Annotated in this window: 21 protein-coding genes and 1 tRNA gene; 9 read left to right on the top strand and 13 right to left on the bottom strand. The window is 65.7% G+C overall.

Annotated features, from left to right (window positions below):
- Positions 1-99 precede the first annotated feature (99 nt).
- From ACTDXD_RS17255 to ACTDXD_RS17245, 3 genes are read left to right on the top strand one after another with little or no spacing between them, the layout of a single operon-like run.
- On the top strand, positions 100-435 hold the full coding sequence (locus tag ACTDXD_RS17255; RefSeq protein WP_440123526.1) for an ArsR/SmtB family transcription factor: 336 nt from the start codon (positions 100-102) through the stop codon (positions 433-435).
- On the top strand, positions 428-862 hold the full coding sequence (locus ACTDXD_RS17250; RefSeq protein WP_440123525.1) for an SRPBCC family protein: 435 nt from the start codon (positions 428-430) through the stop codon (positions 860-862). The genes ACTDXD_RS17255 and ACTDXD_RS17250 overlap by 8 nt, the downstream gene beginning before the upstream one ends.
- 49 nt (positions 863-911) lie before the next feature.
- Positions 912-1,271 (top strand): nuclear transport factor 2 family protein, encoded by a 360-nt coding sequence (locus ACTDXD_RS17245; protein ID WP_440123524.1) that lies wholly within the window; start codon positions 912-914, stop codon positions 1,269-1,271.
- 22 nt (positions 1,272-1,293) lie between these two features.
- On the opposite strand, the gene ACTDXD_RS17240 is transcribed toward ACTDXD_RS17245, so the two are convergent.
- Positions 1,294-2,310: a GNAT family N-acetyltransferase gene (locus tag ACTDXD_RS17240; protein ID WP_440123523.1), complete on the bottom strand. Its 1,017-nt coding sequence runs from the start codon at positions 2,308-2,310 to the stop codon at positions 1,294-1,296.
- 114 nt (positions 2,311-2,424) lie between these two features.
- Between ACTDXD_RS17240 and ACTDXD_RS17235 the strand changes: the two genes are divergently transcribed.
- Together ACTDXD_RS17235 and ACTDXD_RS17230 are read left to right on the top strand one after the other, a co-directional pair.
- Complete coding sequence (locus ACTDXD_RS17235) at positions 2,425-3,033, top strand: TetR/AcrR family transcriptional regulator (RefSeq protein ID WP_440123522.1); 609 nt, start codon at positions 2,425-2,427, stop codon at positions 3,031-3,033.
- A 69-nt stretch (positions 3,034-3,102) separates the two neighbouring features.
- Complete coding sequence (locus tag ACTDXD_RS17230) at positions 3,103-3,303, top strand: hypothetical protein (RefSeq protein WP_440123521.1); 201 nt, start codon at positions 3,103-3,105, stop codon at positions 3,301-3,303.
- 14 nt (positions 3,304-3,317) lie between these two features.
- Here ACTDXD_RS17230 and ACTDXD_RS17225 read toward each other — a convergent pair.
- The 5 genes from ACTDXD_RS17225 to ACTDXD_RS17205 all read right to left on the bottom strand — a co-directional run bounded on the left by ACTDXD_RS17225 (position 3,318) and on the right by ACTDXD_RS17205 (position 7,523).
- Positions 3,318-3,390, bottom strand: a tRNA-Ala gene (locus ACTDXD_RS17225).
- A 145-nt stretch (positions 3,391-3,535) separates the two neighbouring features.
- Positions 3,536-4,390: a divisome protein SepX/GlpR gene (gene sepX, locus ACTDXD_RS17220; protein ID WP_440123520.1), complete on the bottom strand. Its 855-nt coding sequence runs from the start codon at positions 4,388-4,390 to the stop codon at positions 3,536-3,538.
- Between the two features lie 265 nt (positions 4,391-4,655).
- Entirely contained in the window at positions 4,656-5,291 is a 636-nt protein-coding gene (locus ACTDXD_RS17215; RefSeq protein WP_169687842.1) for a GNAT family N-acetyltransferase, read from the bottom strand.
- Positions 5,288-6,550: a molybdotransferase-like divisome protein Glp gene (glp, locus tag ACTDXD_RS17210; protein ID WP_440123519.1), complete on the bottom strand. Its 1,263-nt coding sequence runs from the start codon at positions 6,548-6,550 to the stop codon at positions 5,288-5,290. The genes ACTDXD_RS17215 and glp overlap by 4 nt, the downstream gene beginning before the upstream one ends.
- Before the next feature lie 61 nt (positions 6,551-6,611).
- On the bottom strand, positions 6,612-7,523 hold the full coding sequence (locus ACTDXD_RS17205) for a UTP--glucose-1-phosphate uridylyltransferase (RefSeq protein ID WP_247272835.1): 912 nt from the start codon (positions 7,521-7,523) through the stop codon (positions 6,612-6,614).
- A 60-nt stretch (positions 7,524-7,583) separates the two neighbouring features.
- Here ACTDXD_RS17205 and ACTDXD_RS17200 point away from each other — a divergent pair, with 60 nt between their 5' ends.
- The 4 genes from ACTDXD_RS17200 (at position 7,584) to mscL (ending at position 9,952) form a co-directional block, all read left to right on the top strand.
- Positions 7,584-8,186, top strand: coding sequence for a 5-formyltetrahydrofolate cyclo-ligase (locus tag ACTDXD_RS17200; protein WP_440123518.1), 603 nt, complete (start codon positions 7,584-7,586; stop codon positions 8,184-8,186).
- Positions 8,187-8,254: 68 nt separating this feature from the next.
- Positions 8,255-8,542: an FmdB family zinc ribbon protein gene (locus ACTDXD_RS17195; protein WP_440123517.1), complete on the top strand. Its 288-nt coding sequence runs from the start codon at positions 8,255-8,257 to the stop codon at positions 8,540-8,542.
- 112 nt (positions 8,543-8,654) lie between these two features.
- Positions 8,655-9,407, top strand: a complete 753-nt coding sequence (locus tag ACTDXD_RS17190) for an SAF domain-containing protein (RefSeq protein ID WP_440123516.1) — start codon at positions 8,655-8,657, stop codon at positions 9,405-9,407.
- A 116-nt stretch (positions 9,408-9,523) separates the two neighbouring features.
- On the top strand, positions 9,524-9,952 hold the full coding sequence (gene mscL / locus ACTDXD_RS17185; RefSeq protein ID WP_440123515.1) for a large-conductance mechanosensitive channel protein MscL: 429 nt from the start codon (positions 9,524-9,526) through the stop codon (positions 9,950-9,952).
- Between the two features lie 85 nt (positions 9,953-10,037).
- On the opposite strand, the gene ACTDXD_RS17180 is transcribed toward mscL, so the two are convergent.
- From ACTDXD_RS17180 to rpmF, 7 genes are all read right to left on the bottom strand, one after another.
- A complete protein-coding gene (locus tag ACTDXD_RS17180) occupies positions 10,038-10,673 on the bottom strand; it encodes an MspA family porin (RefSeq protein WP_247272832.1) in 636 nt (211 codons plus the stop codon).
- Positions 10,674-10,727: 54 nt separating this feature from the next.
- Positions 10,728-11,489: an MspA family porin gene (locus tag ACTDXD_RS17175; protein ID WP_440123514.1), complete on the bottom strand. Its 762-nt coding sequence runs from the start codon at positions 11,487-11,489 to the stop codon at positions 10,728-10,730.
- Positions 11,490-12,254: 765 nt separating this feature from the next.
- Entirely contained in the window at positions 12,255-12,752 is a 498-nt protein-coding gene (locus ACTDXD_RS17170) for a MogA/MoaB family molybdenum cofactor biosynthesis protein (RefSeq protein ID WP_440123513.1), read from the bottom strand.
- Between the two features lie 74 nt (positions 12,753-12,826).
- Positions 12,827-14,065, bottom strand: a complete 1,239-nt coding sequence (locus tag ACTDXD_RS17165) for a S1C family serine protease (protein ID WP_440123512.1) — start codon at positions 14,063-14,065, stop codon at positions 12,827-12,829.
- 114 nt (positions 14,066-14,179) lie between these two features.
- Positions 14,180-15,562 carry an ATP-binding protein gene (locus ACTDXD_RS17160; protein WP_440123511.1) on the bottom strand — a complete coding sequence of 461 codons (1,383 nt, stop codon included), beginning with the start codon at positions 15,560-15,562 and terminating at the stop codon, positions 14,180-14,182.
- An 8-nt stretch (positions 15,563-15,570) separates the two neighbouring features.
- Positions 15,571-16,260 carry a response regulator transcription factor gene (locus ACTDXD_RS17155; protein ID WP_169687854.1) on the bottom strand — a complete coding sequence of 230 codons (690 nt, stop codon included), beginning with the start codon at positions 16,258-16,260 and terminating at the stop codon, positions 15,571-15,573.
- A gap of 45 nt (positions 16,261-16,305) precedes the next feature.
- The gene (rpmF, locus tag ACTDXD_RS17150) at positions 16,306-16,479 is read right to left on the bottom strand and encodes a 50S ribosomal protein L32 (protein ID WP_440123510.1); all 174 of its coding nucleotides are present in this window, start codon (positions 16,477-16,479) and stop codon (positions 16,306-16,308) included.
- Positions 16,480-16,504 lie beyond the last annotated feature (25 nt).

Genomic DNA, 16,504 nt, shown 5'->3' with positions numbered 1-16,504 from the left:
CGCGGGATAGCTATTCCGAGCACTCGAGTCCACGCATATGCATGAGTACAAATATTCATTTGTGCTACCCTCATGGCACTCGATGAGCGGAGGCGAACAATGGGTGCCGAGGCTGCAGCGGACCTCGACAGGGCGTTACGGGCGCTTGCCGACGAGAATCGACGGACGATCCTACGGGTCATCCGCTCCGCTCCGCGCCCGGTGGGTTCTATCGCCGAGGAAGTCGGATTGTCCCAACAGACGACGTCGCACCACCTCGGAGTCCTCCGGAAAGCGGGCCTCGCAGTCAGCACACGCGAGGGCACACGCCATCTGTTCACAGTGAACACCGACGGTCTTGCCGCAGTGCGGTCATACCTCGACGATTTCTGGCCGGGGAAGCTGTCTGCACTCAAGACCGTGATCGAAGCGAGGGCGGGCGAGAACCGTGGCTGAGTTCCGAGATTCGATCGACATTGCCGCAGCGCCCGAGACAGTGTTCGAGTACCTGACCACGAACTCCGGGATGACAGCGTGGATGGGCCAGTATGCCGAACTCGATCCGAGACCCGGCGGCCTCTTCGCGGTCGACATCGCCGGCTACCCGGTCCGTGGCGAGTATCTTCACGTCGACTACCCGACCCGCGTGGTCGTCTCGTGGGGATTTGCAGGGAATGCGGATCTGCCCATCGGAGCATCGACGGTCGAGTTCCGGCTCACCGCCGTCGCCGGCGGCACCCGCGTCGACCTCGTCCACTCCGACCTTCCCGATACCGAACTGCGCGGGCACGCCCACGGGTGGGACCATTTCCTCCCCCGTCTGGCCACAGCAGGCTCCGGCGGCGACGCCGGACCGGACGAGTGGCAGCCGCGCGGCGAGTGAACCGACCCGAAAGACATCACTACACGAACGAGAATCGAGGGAGTCTCCCATGCCACAGGAATCCGCCTACGACGTCGTGAAGAACTACCACCGGGCCTGGACGAGCGGGGATGTCGCGCGTGCCATGACCCACGTTGCCGACGACATCATCTGCCGAGCACCGGGCATCGATCTGAACGGCAAAGCCGCGTACCAGGACTTCATCGCCGGATTCGCACCCGCACTCACCGGTGTGGCCGATATCGCCGACTTCGCAGACCGAGATCGCGTCGCGCTCTTCTACTACCCGCAGACCGCAGCAACCGCCACGGCCCCGGCCGCGGAATGCTTCACGGTGCGCGACAGCAAGATCAGCGCGAGTGTGCTGATCTTCGACCGTCTCTCGTACGGTCCGCCCCAACAGGATTGAGGGGACGTTTGCGTGGTGCGGCTCACCGGTCGCTGGCAAGCATCCCGAAGATGAGGGTGTCCGTCCACTCACCTTTGCTCCACCAGTCCCGGCGCAGATGCGCTTCGTGATGCATTCCAACGGCAGTGGCGAGCTTGGCCGAGGCGGTATTACGCGCGTCCATCTGTGCGGAAACACGGTGCACTCGATAGTGGTCGAACGCGACCTGCAGCACCGCGCTCACCGCCTCGCGTGCGAACCCTCTCCCGCCGTGATCGGGGTCGAGCACCCAGCCGATCTCCGCGACTCTGCGGTCGGCGTCGACGAACCACAGGAGAACATCTCCGATCGGCGTTCCGTCGTGTTCGATAACGAGCGCCAGCGCTCGAGCGTCGCTGTCGAGGCCGGTCTTGGCCAGTCGCTCGCTGACCCGCTTGGCGGCGTCATCGCGGCTCCACGGCTCATCCAACAGATACCGCGCGACACTGGATTTCGAGTACAAACGGTGCAACCAACCCATGTCGCCAGACTCGTGGAGCCGGAGACGGAGGCGTTCGGTCTCCACCGGAATCAGCGGGTTCGATACAAGTTCACGCGAGTAGTGCAACAGGACGACCGCTTCGCCGGAGGGGGCGACGTCGTCGACTTCGGCTCCGCACGAGAACCCTGCCTGTTCGAGTACGCGCCGGGAAGCCAGGTTCTCCGGCACGGTGCGCGCTGTCAGACGGGTGAGTCCGCTGCGCTGGGCGAGCGTGTCAGCGAGGGAGAGTGCGGCACCGGCGAGTCCTTTGCCGCGATGGTCGCGGTGCACCCAGAAGCCAACCTCAACCGACTTGTCGGTGACGTCGAACAGAACGAGACTCCCGGCGAACTCACCTGTGGAGGGGTCGCTGATGGCGAGCACCGCGAGGTCGCCGCGCTCCAGCCCCTCGCTGATTGCGCCGTTGATGAGCGCTGTGACGGACGCCTCGGTGTACTCCGGTTCGGGCAGATGCGCGTACCGGCGCACTGAGGCATCGGCAGTTCCCTCGGCGTATGGGCGTGCGTCGCCGGTGTGCATCGCTCTAAGCACGGCGTGTTCGCTGCGAAGCGGGAGGCGCGTGGCATCCAACATACCCCCAAAACTAACATAGTGCGGATAACAATGCGAACATCGTTCGGATAACCTGGAAGGGTGAGCTACTGGGAGCACCCCAAGCCTGTACGCCGCACACGCGCTGTCGACGTACGAGACATCGCCCGCGCCGCCGTCACCCTGCTGGACGACGGCGGGCTGCGTGCGCTCACCGCTCGCGCCGTCGCGACACGACTCGACGTGGCTCCCGCCAGTCTCTATTCCCGAGTCGAATCCGTCGATGACCTGTTCGACCTCGCTCTGGATGAAGCCCTCGGCAACGACCCGACCATCAGCCAAGCCATCGCTGATGCACCGCTGCTCGAACTCATGCGCGCCTACTACCGGCACCTGACCGACCATCGCTGGGCCTGCCAAGTCATCGGGATGCGCGCACCGCGAGGGCCGAACTACCTCCGGCTCTCCGAGCGCATGGTGATCCTGCTCCAGCAGGCAGGAGCACCAGACCCTCTCGGCGCGGCGTACGCACTGTCGAACTTCGCCATTGGCAGCGCCACGACCGCTCCGATGGCAGACAGCGAACGCGCTACGGCGATCGACGTCGAGACCTCCCCCACCTACGCCCGCCTGCATGTCGCACATGAGGTCGACACCGAAGCCATCTTCACTACGGGGATCGCTGCCCTGCTCGAATACGTGGCGAAGTGACTCGTCCCGTACCCACAAGGGTCGTAGTGATCGCGAGTCGCGGCCAGACGCACAGTAACGAGCAAATTCATGGCCAGTGCCAGAGGACTCTGGCCACTGATCGAGCGATGTTCAGCGGCGCGTCGCACTCACTCCACGGGGCGGCTGACGAACCAAGCACTCACCGACGGCATCGAGATCAGCGAATACGAAAGGGCGACGATCAAGCTCGCTGAGCCGTTCGCCGCCCTCGCACCAACCCCCGGCTTCCACCGATGTCAGGTGTTCTAGTACGTCTGAAATTGTGGAGCTGAGGGGAATCGAACCCCTGACCTCTTCGATGCGAACGAAGCGCGCTACCAACTGCGCCACAGCCCCGAGGGTTCCGCAGAACCAACTCGCAAACCTTAGCAAACGCAGACCCTCAACACGAAATCAAGATATAGACGCAGGTCATGGCCTCACAAGCAGGAAAGCCCGCACCCTGTGGTGCGGGCTTTCCGAAGTCGTTTCCCAGTGTCCGTCATGCACCGGAGGCGTGCCGGACGGGGAAGTCGTCGGGTTCGTCGTAACCCGGGTCGAGGTACCCCGGGTCGACGTACTCGGCGTATTCGTCGTCGAACCTGTCGAGGTGCTCGAATTCGGGGTCTTCGTCGTCGAGTTCGAGAACCACGGCCCCCGGGCGACGCAGTCGCGACGGAACCTCGCCGGAGTCGCCGTCGCCCTGCACGTGCACTCCGGTCGCTGCGGACCTCTGCAGCCGGGCCATTCTGCGCCGGCGGATGTCCTGTTCGAGCCGTACCTGACGGCGCAGATAGAAGAGGTAACCGACGAACGCTGCCACCACGAGGGCGCATACCCACCACATCACGGGCGACAGGATCAAACCCAGCGCCGCAGTCATGATGGAGCCGATGAGCAGACCCAAGACCGCGCGCTGGCGGAACTCGTATCGTTCGGCCGATGCCACCGCATCGGCGTGGGGATCGAATCCACCTCGCCCGCGGCGGCGCGGAACGCTCTGACGCGCCGGGGGGTCGTGGGCCTCGTACCGGTGCTCGTCGGAGTCGATCGCCGCAGCGTCGTCGAGGTCGTGGAAGTCGGGTTCGGTGTCGGGCCTGTCGTCGGTCTGAGTGTTCATACGAGCCTCCGCATGGCGGTGCGTGTGATCACGACTCGGACGCCAGTTCGGATCGGTGCGGTGACCTGTCGCGGGGCCTCGGGGGGCCTTCGGCTTCTGGTCGCCCCGATGCAGAACCCGTGTTGCGAGTGCGGCGTCGGTCGTCTGACGGATGCGAGGACGCTTCGTGACCAGCATGGGAACCAGGACGAACAACCACACGGCAACTAGCCCGATCCACAGGAGTGAGTTCGGCATTCCGGCGGCCCTCCTCCCAGTTGTCGCCTACCAGTCCGTCGACGCCACTGACCTTTCCCAGGTTAACGGCATCATCACTCTTATCTCTACAGAAACGCCGACTCAGACGGCTACTGCCGTCACACTAGTCACGCGAAACCATGGGACACACTCTTCACTCTAGTCACACACGTATATCTCTGCGGTGGGGATTGTTACTCATGTTGCACGTAACTTGCATTACACGCAGCACACCGTTCTCACGGAGACGGGCAGCGGCGGACGCTCAGGCCCAGGTCGCGCGCCCACTGCGCACCAAACGATCGGCCACCGAGCCGGGTACTTCCTCGGCCGTCATCGCAACGAGAAGATGATCACGAAACCGCCCCTGCACGTCGAGATAGCGCTGGAGCAGACCTTCGTCACGGAAGCCGACGTTGCGCAGCACGGCGCGGCTTGGCTGGTTCTCCGGACGCACCGTCGCCTCGACACGGTGCAGGCCGATGGGGCCGAAGCAGTGATCGAGCCCGAGCGCGAGTGCTGCGGTTGCGACGCCGAGTCCGTTGACCTCTTTCTCGACCCAGTAGCCGATCCACGCGGATCTCAGCGCCCCGCGCACGATGTTGCCCACCGTGATCTGACCGCAGTACCGACCGTCGAGTTCGATCGCCATCGGCACCATCAGTCCCTTGCGGGCCTCCGCGCGCAGACTCCGATACAGGCCCGGCCACACGGAGATGTGATGCCGCATCTCCCACGGTGACTCCCCCGTCGGCTCCCACGGCTCGAGGTGCTCACGGTCGCGTGTGCGCAACCGGCTCCACGCGGCGGCGTCCCTGAGCCGCACCGACCGCACCGTCACCGACCCACCCGCGACACGAAGCGGCCCCAAATCGGCCGGCCACCCGGGGTGACGACTCATCCACGTTGCCCGAGGAACGACACATCCACCGGGTCGCCCGTGCGGATCTCCGACACCTCCGGCGGAACCAGCACGAGGCAATTCGCTTCCGCAAGAGTCGCGAGCAGGTGCGACGACCCGCCCGCCGCGCCCCCGAGCGCCTGCACCAGATAGTCACCTGACGTTTCGTCGCGCATGAGCTGCCCGCGCAGAAATCCTTTGCGCCCCGGAATCGACGTGATCGGGGCGATCGTGCGGGCCGTGACGATGCGGCGCATCGGTTGGCGTCGCCCCAGCGCGATCCGGATCAACGGACGCACCATCACCTCGAACACCACCAGGGAACTGACCGGATTCGACGGAAGCAGGAAGGTGGGCACCTCGTCGCGACCGAGCTGTCCGAATCCCTGAACAGAACCCGGATGCATCGCCACCCGCTCGACCTCGAGCTTGCCGAGATCGGTCAGGGCCTCACGGACGTCGTCGAGCGCACTACCACCGACAGCACCCGCGATCACCACGATCTCGGAGCGGATCAGCTGTCCTTCGACCACCTCGCGCAGCCGTTTCGGCTCGGTGCTCGCGATCCCGACCCGATTGACGTCGGCGCCTGCGTCGCGCGCGGCCGCAGCCAGCGCGTAGGAGTTCACGTCGTAGACCTGCCCCGGGCCGGGCGTACGGTCGATGTCGACGAGTTCGCCGCCGACCGAGATCACCGACAGTCGCGGTCGCGGATGCACGAGCACCTTGTCGCGCCCGACCGCGGCGAGCAGACCCACCTGTGCGGCGCCGATGATCGCGCCCGCACGCACGGCCACGTCGCCGGGCTGTACGTCGTCGCCGGTGCGTCGCACGTAGTCGCCCGAGCGGACCGGTTCGAAGACCTTGATCCGGGCGTCGCCCCCGTCGGTGCTCCCGAGCGGGAGCACCGCATCGGCGAGCGTGGGCAGCGGCGCACCGGTATCGACCCGCACGGCTTGCCGCGGCTGCAACCGGATGGGCTGACGCGAGCCCGCGCGCACTTCGCCGACCACCGGGAGCGTCACCTCGGCGGGTTCCTCACCGGATTCCGGATCGGGGCGCGCACCCACCGTCTGCACATCGACGCTGCGAACCGCGTAACCGTCGATCGCGGCCTGGTCGAATCCCGGTAACGGACGCTCGGTGACCACCTCTTCTGCACAGAGCAATCCCTGCGCCTCCGAGATCGCCACCCGCACAGGCCTGGGCGCAACGGCTGCCGCCGTCACCCTGGTCTGCTGATCCTCAACCGACCGCATACCGCTACCGTCCTCCAGCCCGCACTACCGCGCGTCACCGTTCACAGATCACCCGTCGACGTCATCGTTCGAGACGTTCGACCAGCCACTCACGAAGCGAGGGACCGTACTCCTCGGTGTTCAACGCAGAGTCAACCGCAGCACGCAGGTAGCCACCGGGATTTCCGAGGTCGTGTCGGGTGCCGCGGTGGACCACGACGTGGACGGGGTGTCCCTCGGAGATCAACAGCGCGATCGCGTCGGTCAGCTGGAGCTCTCCGCCCGCCCCGGGCTCGATGCGACGCAGCGCGTCGAAGATCGCGCGGTCGAGCAGGTAGCGGCCTGCCGCGGCGAAGGTCGAGGGCGCATCCTCGATGGCCGGCTTCTCGACCATGCCGAGCACCTTGAGCACATCCGGGTTGGTGGCGTCGGGCACGACCTCGACGTCGAACACGCCGTAGGCACTCACCTGGTCCTTCGGCACGTCGATCGCGCACAGCACCGATCCCCCGCGCTTGGTGCGCACCTTCTGCATGGTCTCGAGCACGCCCACGGGCAGCACGAGGTCATCGGGCAGGAGTACCGCGATCGCATCCTCGTCGTCGTCGAGCGCATCCTCGGCGCACGCCACGGCGTGGCCCAGACCGAGCGGCTGAGCCTGGATCACCGAGTCGACCTCGAGGATTCCGGACGACTTGCGGACCTTGGCGAGCAGCTCGTACTTGCCCTTCTCCTCGAGCTTGGACTCCAGCACGAGATCTTCGACGAAGTGCGCAACCACCCCGTCCTTACCGGGCGAGGTGACGATCAGCAGTCGCTCGGCACCCGACTCGGCGGCCTCCCCCGCCACCAGCTCGATTCCCGGTGTGTCGACCACAGGAAGCAGTTCCTTCGGAACGGTCTTGGTGGCGGGAAGGAAGCGCGTTCCCATGCCCGCTGCCGGCACGACCGCGGTTTTGAAATGCCGCGCGACCTCGGTCGAATTGTTCGTCATAAGCTCCAACCCTAACTTTTGCCGGCGAAGTGATGGCTCGGTGATCCTAAGGTGACGAATATGCATCCCCCGACCAAGGCCGATTGGCGCACCAAGGTCCTCGACGGACGGCGCACTCTCAGCGCCGAACAGCGCCGTAGCGAGAATGCCGCTTTGGCCACGTTAGCCGCAACGCTCGTTCCCGCTGACACGACCGTGTGCGCGTACGTCCCTGTCGGGTCCGAGCCCGGCGGCATCTCGATGCTCGACGCGCTGGCCGAGGCAGGTGCCGAGGTCCTCGTACCGGTCACCAGACCGGACACAGCCCTGCACTGGGCACATTTTCTCGGGGCCGACACACTGGCTGCGGCAGGTTTCGGACTTCACGAACCCACCGGCGAGGTACTGCCGCCCGAGACGGTGGGGCGGGCGCACACCGTTCTCGTCCCGGCACTCGCGGTGGACCGGCGCGGCGTACGACTGGGACGCGGCGCTGGGTTCTACGACCGCACTCTCCACCTGGCCGCGCCGCAGGCACGGATCATTGCGGTGGTGCGCGACGACGAATTGGTCGATGAGCTGCCCGAAGATCCGCACGACATCCGTATGGGCTGGGCGCTCACACCGGGATCCGGCCTGGTCCGTCTCGGCTCCGGCGAAGGTGCGGAACAACACAGTCCCTAGATTTGTTGGCACTGTCGACTGTAGAGTGCTAAAGCTGCGGTTCGATCTTATTCGCGGAGGAGTCACCGGTGCCCACTTATTCATATGCCTGCACAGCGTGCGACAACAAGTTCGACATCGTGCAGTCGTTCAGCGACAACTCGCTGACCGTATGCCCGCAGTGCAGCGGCAAGCTCCGCAAGCTCTTCAACTCCGTCGGCGTCGTCTTCAAGGGAAGCGGCTTCTACCGCACCGATTCGCGTAGCGGCAGTACCGCGAGCGAGTCTGCTGCTCCTGCGAAGACCGAGACGAAGTCCGACTCCGCGCCTGCCGCAGCGTCCGCGTCGTCGACCTCGACGGCCGCAGCTGCCAGCTGACATTTTCGGCTCCACGCCGGAGTTGTCCACAGCTGCCCTGTTCATCCACAGGCCGCGGCAATCCCCCGGTTCCTCAGGTCCGGCGGGCCGATCCGAGCTCTAGGTTCGGAGCATGCCCGCCGGACCCTTGTTTTCTCGAGATCTACAGTTCTTCCGAGATCGACCGCAATTTCGTGATCGTGCGCAGTTTCGTGACCGTGCGCAGCGACCCGCGTCGTCGCTGGAGCCGAGCCTCTCCGACCGCATCGGCGCCCTGCTGCGCCCCGGCTGGGCCCGCACCGTGGCCGTCAGGCGTGCGATAGCGGCACTCCTCGTCGTCCTCGCTGTGGTCCTCGCGTTCCGAGACGATTCCTCTGCCGAACGGACCGCCGTGGTGGTCGCGGCCCGCGATCTGGCGCCGGGAGTCGCGCTCACCGCCGACGACGTCGAGTTCGCCGACCGCGACACCGCCGCTCTCGCGACGGGCACCCTCACCGATATCGCCGACGCCGTGGGCCATACACTCGCCGGTCCGGTGCCTGCCGGTGAGGCACTCGTCGACACCAGGATCCTCGGCCCCAGGCTCGCGGCTGCCGCCGTCGGCGCCGATAATGCCCGCGTCGTGCCCATCCGGCTCGCCGATGCGGGGGTCGGCCGGTTGCTGCGCGAAGGCGACAAGGTAGACGTCCTGACGGTGACGGGCGAGTCCGACTCGGCGATGCCCGATGCGCACGTCCTTGCGCACGGAGCCGTAGTGGTGCTCGCTGAGCATGAAGAGGCGACCGACCAGCGCGAACGCGTGATTCTGGTGGCTCTCGAACCCGAGCAGGCCGTGTCGGTGGCGGCCGCCTCACTCACCAGCGCTCTGACGGTGACGCTGCACTGACCCCCGCGATCGCTCTTCGCGGTTTATCGTCCCCATATCGGCATGTGACGCAGAACACGCATGTCGCCACAGGGTCGATTCCGCATTCGCGCGGTCCAGCCGAAAGGGAGAGCAGCATGTTGAAGGGATTCAAGGACTTCCTCCTGAGAGGAAATGTCCTCGATCTTGCCGTCGCAGTGGTGGTCGGCACCGCGTTCACCGCGATCGTCACCGCCTTCACCGAATACATCATCGACCCGCTCATCGCGGCCCTCGGCGGCGACAACGAGATGGGGTGGGGATTCCAGGTCATCGCCGACAACCCCGCAACATTCATCAACATCGGCGCGGTGATTTCTGCGGCCATCAACTTCATCATCATCGCGGCGGTCGTGTACTTCGTGCTCATCGTCCCGGCCAACGCGGCGAAGAAGCGCTTCGCGACCGAGAAATCCGACGAGAAGGCCAGCGCCGAAGACCTGCTGATCCAAATCCGCGACATTCTCGAATCCCAGGCTGCGCAGTCGGGTCAGGGCGGAGCGCACGCAAAGCCACTGCCGGAGTAGCCGCTACAGGCAGACGAAGCTGGGCCCGCTCGCAGTACGAGCGGGCCCAGCTTGTGGAGCGTCGGCTTACGCCGGATGGTCCGTCTTAGACGGTCCAGGCCTGACCGTAGGTGGTGACGTTGTCGCCGTTCGCGGTGATCGCGCGGACGAACGGACGCACCTGGACAGCGCCGAGGACGCCGGAGGCGGTGCCGTGGACGTTCGAGAACTGAACGGTCTTGAAGTCGCCGTCGAACTCGCCCTCGGCGACGACGAGCTCCTCGATGCCCGGAGCCGGGGTCAGCTCGAGCTCGGCGTACGCCTGCGGGAGGATGTCGGTGACCTTGGCCTCAGGGCCCGACTGCTTCAGCGAGAGCTCCAGCTGCGGGGTCGAGTAGGTGACCCCGATGGCGCCGTCGATGCTGCCTGCCCATGCGAACTGGTAGCCGAACTGCATGGTGGTGCCGGACTCGTCAGCAGCACCCTCACCGAGGAGGTTCACGGTGCCGCGGCCGTTGTGGAAGAACTCGCGGTTGAACGGGCTGCCGCCGAGCGCCGGGACACCCTGGATGAAGGTGTCTTCCTGCGTCACGACGACCTCGAGGCCGTCGGAGACGATGCGGTTCTGGTCGTTGACCTCGGCCGAAGCGGCACCCGAGGCACCGACGACCATGCCGAGAACGGCGGCACCGGCCAGGACGCTGTTGCGAGCGGCCTTGAAGCCACGCGACTTGATTCCCATGATTACTCCGTACTAGGTGGTGGGGATTTACTGCGGGATTGCTCGGACCGGACTCTAAAGAGTCCAGACCTGGCCGTAGGTGGTGACGTTGTCGCCGTTGTCGGTGATGACGCGGACGAAAGGACGGAGCGAGACCGGGCCGATGACGCCGGTGGCCGCACCGTGCACGTTGGCGATCTGGACTTCCTTGAAGTCGCCGTCGAACTCGCCCTCGGCGACGACGATCTCTTCGATGCCGGGAGCCGGGGTCAACTCAACCGCAGCAGTCGCCTGCGGCAGCAAGCCCTTGGCTACAGAGGACGATTCAACCGAATCGACGTTCTTGTACGCCGGGACGGGTTGTCCCTCATCATCCAGAATTGGAGTGCCATCCTGGTTGTACTGGTACACAGGATCACCGTTGTCGTCGACAATCGGCACTTCCACCTGAGTCGGTTTGAACGTGGCCTCCAGCTGCGGGCTCGTCCAACTGAACCCGATCGAACCGTCGAGCGACGCCGACCACGCGACCTGGTAGCCGAACTGGAAGGTCGAGCCCTCGAAGTCCGCTGCTTCGGGTCCGACGATGTTGGCGAGACCGCGACCGTTGTGGAACCACTCACGGCTCAGCGGGCTGCCACCGATCGGAGGCACACCGTTGATGAAGGTGTCTTCCTGGGTGACGATCACTTCGTGGCCGTCGGAGACGATCCGGTTCTGATCATTGACCTCGGCACTTGCTGCCCCGGCCGATCCGAGAACCAGACCGGCCACAGCGGCCGCCGCCACCGTGGCGTTGCGGGCGGTTCGGAAACCGCGTCGCGTCTGAATCTTCATGAATGTCTCATCCGTTCTCTGCGTGCCGGTATGCGCGCCCGCGTCCGACAACTTGGTCGCCCTAGCCGTCCGCGAGGCGTATCCCACACAGAGCTCACCGCCGGTGGTTGCCGCCGGTGAGCTCGTTGTTGATCAACGTCCGCACGGTTTGCGTTACCGATTCGTGATCGAAGGCGGCCCCTGCGACCTTTCCTTGATCTGATCGAACCTGTCAGGAGATTAGACCGTGACCTATCTCGAGGCAATGGCTACACCTGGCCACCGGAACGCTCACGAAACACAGTCGGACACAAGTGGGAAACCTCCGATACGCGCTACCGGGATTCACCCCAAGATCCGGAACGAGCCTCGCGCATTGGTTCTTGCCACCAAGATCTGAACGTTCGTGCAGGTAGTTGCTCGAATTTTGTGCACTTGAAGTGCACATACACGATGCATGCCTGTGATCATGAACACTCGTCACGCCCGCCGAACCCTACCCCGTAGGCAAACGAGACATTACGAACCGGTTGCGACACGCCGACACCGAGCCGAGCTCGGGACTTAAGTTACCCTACGCAAAGTGATTGATATCACAGTTAACCGTGATGAGGCGGAACCTGACGTTTGAGCCATTCGTCGGAGTCGCCCGATCGGTCTTCATCGACCCCGCGTTCGTCCTTCGTCGTGTCGGGAAGTGCGTCACCGAAGATCCGAGCAAGCCGCGCCCGGTCGATCCGGGCGCGGCTCTCATGGTCCGTCTTGTCCGAGTCTGCAGAGATGGTGCTACTCCTCCACCCGCGACAACTCGTCGATGACGTGGGTAGCGAGTGGCAATAGGGTCGCCATGCCGTCGCGGATCGCCGCGCGAGACGAAGCGAGGTTCGCGACGAGCGTCGAACCCGACACGCCCACCAGGCCGCGAGAAAGTCCGGCATCGACGGCACCCGATGCGAGACCGGACGAGCGCAGAGCCTCGGCGATACCCCTGATCTCATGGTCGAGCACGTCAGCAGTGGCGTCCGGCGTCACGTCGCGCGGGGTCACACCGGTGCCACCGACGGAGATCACAAGGTCCACTCCCCCGATCACCGCGGTGTTGAGCGCGTTGCGGATCTCGACCTCGTCGGCCGACACCGACACCACACCGTCGACGACGTAGCCGGCTTCGACGAGCAGTTCCGTCACCAGCGGGCCGGTCGAATCGGGGCTGTCGCCATGCGACACGCGGTCGTCGACGATCACCACGAGTGCGCGGCCGGTTCGGGGGGCTTCGAATTCCATGGATCCAAAGGTAGTTCGCAGGTCGTCCGGACGCGCTGTATGTTCGACAATCTCCATGATGTCTGCCTCCTGAATCATCGGCCACCATCCGCGTCGGAGGCGGTTTCCACATCGACAGTCGTCGGGTTGTTGCCCTGCGCGTCGGTGTAGGTGACGCTCACCGTGGTGCCCGGGGCTTGCGAGCGGATCGCCGCGATCAGGGAGTCACCATCGGTTACCACCCGGTCGTCGACCTTCGTTATGACCGAACCGGCGGGGATTCCGGCACGCGCGGCGGGCCCGTCCGCAACCACCTCGACGACCGCGGCTCCGTTCACGTCCGCGCGAGCGGGCACCTGCACACCGATGAGCGCATGTGTTGCGGTCCCCGTGTCGATGAGTTCGTCGGCAATGCGCCGGGCCTGATCGACCGGGATCGCGAAGCCGAGGCCGATCGAACCGGACTGCTGACCCGAGGTCGCGATCGCGGTGTTGATTCCGACGAGGTTGCCTTCCATGTCGACGAGCGCGCCACCGGAGTTGCCCGGATTGATGGCCGCGTCGGTCTGGATCGCGTCGATCACGGTGTTCTGATTACCCGTCTCACCACTGGTGGAGACGGGCCGGTTGAGCGCGGAAACGATCCCGGAGGTCACGGTGCTCTCCAGTCCGAGCGGTGAACCGACCGCGACGACAGCCTGCCCCACCTGAAGGTTCTCGGAGTTGCCCATCTCGATCGGGGTGAGATCGTCGCGGCCGTCGACACGGATGACCGCGATGTCCGTGATCGGGTCGGTCCCGACGACGGTCGCCTCGGCGGACGTTCCGTCGGCGAAGGCCACGGTGAGCTCGGCGCCCGGCCCGGCTCCCGCGACGACGTGGTTGTTGCTGAGGATGAGGCCGTCGGACGAGAGGACGACACCGGATCCTTCACCCGCACCCGAACGCCCGACCACCTCGATACGGACGACGCTGGGCACGACCCGCTGCGCGACCGCCTGCACGGTGCCCTCGGGAGCGTTCGCCACCGTGGTGGTCTCCGGCCGCGGAGAGTCGAGTGCATTGGTCACCCCGACGCCCGACCCGGAATCACGGACCGACAATGCACCCACCGCGCCACCGATACCGCCACTGACGATCGCCAACGCGATGGCACCCACGACGAGTGCGGTACGCCCGGACTTGCGCGGCTGCGCGGGCGCATGCGGCTGCTGATATGGGGCGGTCGGCGGCGTTCCGTACGGGTGGGGCTGCTGCGGCTGCGCGGGACCGGGTTGTCCGGGCACAGGTTGTCCAGGCGCAGGCTGTCCGGAACCGTGGGTAGGGTCGGTCATCTCGTTCGTCGCCTTCGTCCTTCGAGTCGATCCGGGTGGAGGGTGTGTACTCCATCCAATATGGACCTGTCGGCTGAGAAGCTCCTGAAGAATCGGCTCACAGTTTCCTGGCAATCAGTCGGCGTCGAGCTGCGGGGTGCCCGGGAGCACGATGCGGATGAGCGCACCACCGCGCTCCGATCTGTCCACCGCGATGGTCCCGCCGTGCTTCATCACGACCTGCCGCACGATTGCCAGCCCCAACCCCGAACCGGGCATCGACCGCGCTGTGGTCGCACGATAGAACCGTTCGAACACCAGCTCCCGTTCTTCCTCGGGGATACCCGGCCCGGCGTCGTCGACGGTCAGTTCCATCAGTCCGGTGCCGATCTGATGCATCTTCACCACCACGTCCTCACCCGCCGGGCTCCACTTCGCCGCGTTGTCGAGGACGTTGACCACCGCACGGGTCAGGGTCGCGTGGTCGCCGAACACGAACCACGGTTCGGTGACGGCGGTGAAATCGATCTCGGTACGACGTCGTCGTGCTCGTTCGAGACTGCGATCGACGACCTCGGCGATGTCGACGGCCTCGAACACCGTTTCCGGTGCCTCCTCTCGGGCCAGATCGACGAGGTCGCCCACCAGTGTCGACAATTCCGCGATCTGTCCCACGACGTCCTCGCGGAGTTCGGCCATGTCGTCGTCGGGGAGGCTCGGCGCCCCGGGGCGACTCGCGGCGATGAGCAGTTCCATGTTGGTCCGCAGCGAGGTCAGCGGTGTGCGCAATTCGTGGCCGGCATCGGCCACGAGCCGGGCCTGCCGCTCCCTCGATTCGGCCAGCGCCCGCAACATCATGTTGAAGCTCTCGGTGAGTCGCGCCAGCTCGTCGTGCCCGGTCACGCGGATCGGTCGCAGGTCGTCGGTCCTCGCGACACGTTCGGCGGCGGCGGTCAGCCGCGCCACCGGCCGCAGACCGGTCCGGCCCACCGTCGCGCCGACGGCCGCAGCGAGCACGACCCCGCATCCGCCGACGACGAACAGCACGCTTGCGAGGCGGTTGAGCACCTCACCCGTGGGCCGCAGACGTTGCGCGATGACGATGGTGCTGCCGTCGGGGATCTGTTGCGCCAGGACCCGCTGCTGTTCGACGGTCCGCAACGACGATGTCTGCTCGCCTTCCGCGACAGCGAGTTCCGGTGCGCCGATCGGTACCGACGATCCGGGCGGCACGTAGCGTCCGAGGTCGGGATAGATGAGAGCGACGCTGATGTCGGAGCTGTAGAGCTGAGCGCCGCCGATGTAGCGGGGGTCGTAGGTGATCAGCGTGCTCGATTCGACGAGCGCAGAAGCACGAGCCTGCAGTTGCTTGTCGATGTCGGAATAGAGAGCCCGCGAGACCACCATGTAGGCGGCGATGGAGGTCACCGCGACCGCGAGGGCAACCGCTCCCGCAGCGAGCAACGTGACCCGGGTGCGCAGCGGCACCGACCGGGTCAACAGCATGGGGGGTCTCATCTGACCGCTCACGGAGGGGTCTCGCGCAGCACGTAACCGACGCCGCGCACCGTGTGGATGAGCCGTGGTTCGCCGCCCGCCTCGGTCTTGCGGCGAAGATATCCGACGTACACCTCGAGGGCATTGCCCGACGTCGGAAAGTCGTAGCCCCACACCTCCTCGAGGATCCGGCTACGGGTGAGCACCCGCCGCGGGTTCGCCAAGAGCATCTCCATGAGCGCGAACTCGGTGCGGGTGAAGCTGATCTGCCGCTCGCCGCGGGTGACCTCGCGTGTCGCGGGGTTGAGAGTGAGGTCCTCGAAGCGCATCGTGTCCTCGAGTCCACCGTCCGGATCCGGGGCGGCTCGGCGCAGCAGTGCCCGCAGCCGGGCGAGGAGCTCTTCGAGTGCGAACGGTTTGGGCAGATAGTCGTCGGCACCCGCATCGAGCCCGGATACCCGCTCCGAGACCGAGTCGCGGGCGGTGAGCACGAGGATGGGCAGGTCGTCGCCCGTGCTCCGCAGCCGACGGCACACTTCGAGTCCGTCGACGCGGGGCATCATCACGTCGAGCACCATCGCGTCGGGCCGGGCGGCGGCGACCTTCTCCAGCGCGTCCTGCCCATCCGTCGCGAGTTCGACCGTGTAGCCGTTGAAGCTGAGTGACCGGCGCAGGGATTCCCGCACCGCCCGGTCGTCGTCGACCACCAAGATGCGCATGCGCACCATTTTGGCCCCGACCGCTGAGAGGTGCCTGAGAACGGGTCAGAGTGTGTCGGGGTCGACCATTCCGAGCCGGACGGCCTTGACGAGCCGACGTGGCACGCGGTGGGTCACGCCGCCCACGGTCACCGGCACCAGATCCGGCGCTTTCGCGTGCCATCGGGACCTGCGGCTGCGCGTGTTCGCGCGGGACATGCGGCGCTTGGGAACTGCCATGTGAAGTCTCGTTTCTGTTGATTCG

Origin of the sequence: Rhodococcus sp. SJ-3, from assembly GCF_051918125.1 — a bacterium.
GTDB lineage: Bacteria > Actinomycetota > Actinomycetes > Mycobacteriales > Mycobacteriaceae > Rhodococcus.
The sequence above is the reverse complement of the archived record's forward strand: the minus strand, read 5'-3'. Positions and strand labels throughout refer to the sequence as shown.

Bases quoted from the DNA above. Each gene is read 5' to 3' on its own strand.
- ACTDXD_RS17255 (WP_440123526.1), top strand. From the start codon at position 100: ATGGGTGCCGAGGCTGCAGCGGACCTCGACAGGGCGTTACGGGCGCTT.
- ACTDXD_RS17245 (WP_440123524.1), top strand. From the start codon at position 912: ATGCCACAGGAATCCGCCTACGACGTCGTGAAGAACTACCACCGGGCC.
- ACTDXD_RS17240 (WP_440123523.1), bottom strand. From the start codon at position 2,310: ATGCACACCGGCGACGCACGCCCATACGCCGAGGGAACTGCCGATGCC.
- ACTDXD_RS17230 (WP_440123521.1), top strand. From the start codon at position 3,103: ATGGCCAGTGCCAGAGGACTCTGGCCACTGATCGAGCGATGTTCAGCG.
- sepX (WP_440123520.1), bottom strand. From the start codon at position 4,390: ATGCCGAACTCACTCCTGTGGATCGGGCTAGTTGCCGTGTGGTTGTTC.
- ACTDXD_RS17215 (WP_169687842.1), bottom strand. From the start codon at position 5,291: ATGAGTCGTCACCCCGGGTGGCCGGCCGATTTGGGGCCGCTTCGTGTC.
- glp (WP_440123519.1), bottom strand. From the start codon at position 6,550: ATGCGGTCGGTTGAGGATCAGCAGACCAGGGTGACGGCGGCAGCCGTT.
- ACTDXD_RS17205 (WP_247272835.1), bottom strand. From the start codon at position 7,523: ATGACGAACAATTCGACCGAGGTCGCGCGGCATTTCAAAACCGCGGTC.
- ACTDXD_RS17200 (WP_440123518.1), top strand. From the start codon at position 7,584: ATGCATCCCCCGACCAAGGCCGATTGGCGCACCAAGGTCCTCGACGGA.
- ACTDXD_RS17190 (WP_440123516.1), top strand. From the start codon at position 8,655: ATGCCCGCCGGACCCTTGTTTTCTCGAGATCTACAGTTCTTCCGAGAT.
- mscL (WP_440123515.1), top strand. From the start codon at position 9,524: ATGTTGAAGGGATTCAAGGACTTCCTCCTGAGAGGAAATGTCCTCGAT.
- ACTDXD_RS17180 (WP_247272832.1), bottom strand. From the start codon at position 10,673: ATGGGAATCAAGTCGCGTGGCTTCAAGGCCGCTCGCAACAGCGTCCTG.
- ACTDXD_RS17175 (WP_440123514.1), bottom strand. From the start codon at position 11,489: ATGAAGATTCAGACGCGACGCGGTTTCCGAACCGCCCGCAACGCCACG.
- ACTDXD_RS17170 (WP_440123513.1), bottom strand. From the start codon at position 12,752: ATGGAATTCGAAGCCCCCCGAACCGGCCGCGCACTCGTGGTGATCGTC.
- ACTDXD_RS17165 (WP_440123512.1), bottom strand. From the start codon at position 14,065: ATGACCGACCCTACCCACGGTTCCGGACAGCCTGCGCCTGGACAACCT.
- ACTDXD_RS17160 (WP_440123511.1), bottom strand. From the start codon at position 15,562: ATGAGACCCCCCATGCTGTTGACCCGGTCGGTGCCGCTGCGCACCCGG.
- ACTDXD_RS17155 (WP_169687854.1), bottom strand. From the start codon at position 16,260: ATGCGCATCTTGGTGGTCGACGACGACCGGGCGGTGCGGGAATCCCTG.
- rpmF (WP_440123510.1), bottom strand. From the start codon at position 16,479: ATGGCAGTTCCCAAGCGCCGCATGTCCCGCGCGAACACGCGCAGCCGC.